The sequence below is a fragment of the Amycolatopsis echigonensis genome (assembly GCF_014174495.1).
GTDB classification, from domain to species: Bacteria; Actinomycetota; Actinomycetes; order Mycobacteriales; family Pseudonocardiaceae; genus Amycolatopsis; species Amycolatopsis echigonensis.
The window spans coordinates 1-789 of sequence record NZ_JACJHR010000252.1; the positions used below are offsets into that span (position 1 = coordinate 1).

General features: G+C 70.2%; 1 protein-coding gene. It reads right to left on the reverse strand.

Annotated features, from left to right (window positions below; translation table 11 throughout):
- Positions 1-38: 38 nt before the first annotated feature.
- Positions 39-789 (reverse strand): IS3 family transposase (locus H5411_RS46605; protein ID WP_183128040.1); only part of this gene is annotated, 751 nt, incomplete at its 5' end.

A 789-nucleotide genomic window follows, 5' to 3' on the forward strand; every position in this document is an offset into this window, starting at 1 on the left:
TGAACTGGGCCCCGGAAGTTGGACTGGTTATGTAGAGGTTAGGCGGCGAGGGTCTGGGCTCGGTATTCGGCTGGGCTGAGGTCGCCGAGGGTGGTGGAGATGCGGGTGGTGTTGTACCAGTCGATGTAGTCGTGCAGTGCCGTGGTGAACGTGTCGACGGTGTCGAACGTGTTGTGGTGGAAGAGTTCTTCTTTGAGGTGGCCGAAGAAGTTCTCGGCGACGGCGTTGTCCAGGCAGGTGGCGCGGCGGGACATCGACTGGGTCAGGCCGGCGTCGGCGAGCAGGGTGCGCCAGGAGGCGTGCTGGTATTGGAAGCCCTGGTCGGAGTGCACCAGCGGGCGGGCTCCGGCGGGCAGGGTCGCGATCGCGGCGCGCAGCGAGGAGTTCGTCAGCTCCAGCGTCGGGGACGGGCCGCAGGCGTAGGCGACCACGGACCGGTCGAACAGGTCGATCACGGGCGAGAGGTAGAGCTTGCGGTCGCGGATGCGGAACTCGGTCACGTCGGTGACCCATGTGGTGTCCGGGGCGTCGGCGTTGAACTGGCGGTTGAGCAGGTTCGGCGCGGTCGTGCCGGGCCGCCCGGGCCAGGACCGGCACCGGCGCGGCCGCCGGACCTGGCAGGCCAGGCCGAGGGCGTTCATCAGCGTGCGCACGGTTTTCTTCGCCACCCGCCAGCCGTCGCGGGCCAGGACCGCGTGGATCCGCCGGTGCCCGTAGCGGCCGCGGGCGGCCTCGAACGCCTCGGCGATCGCGGCCTTGAGCCCGGCGTGCGGGTCGGGCCGGTCCAGG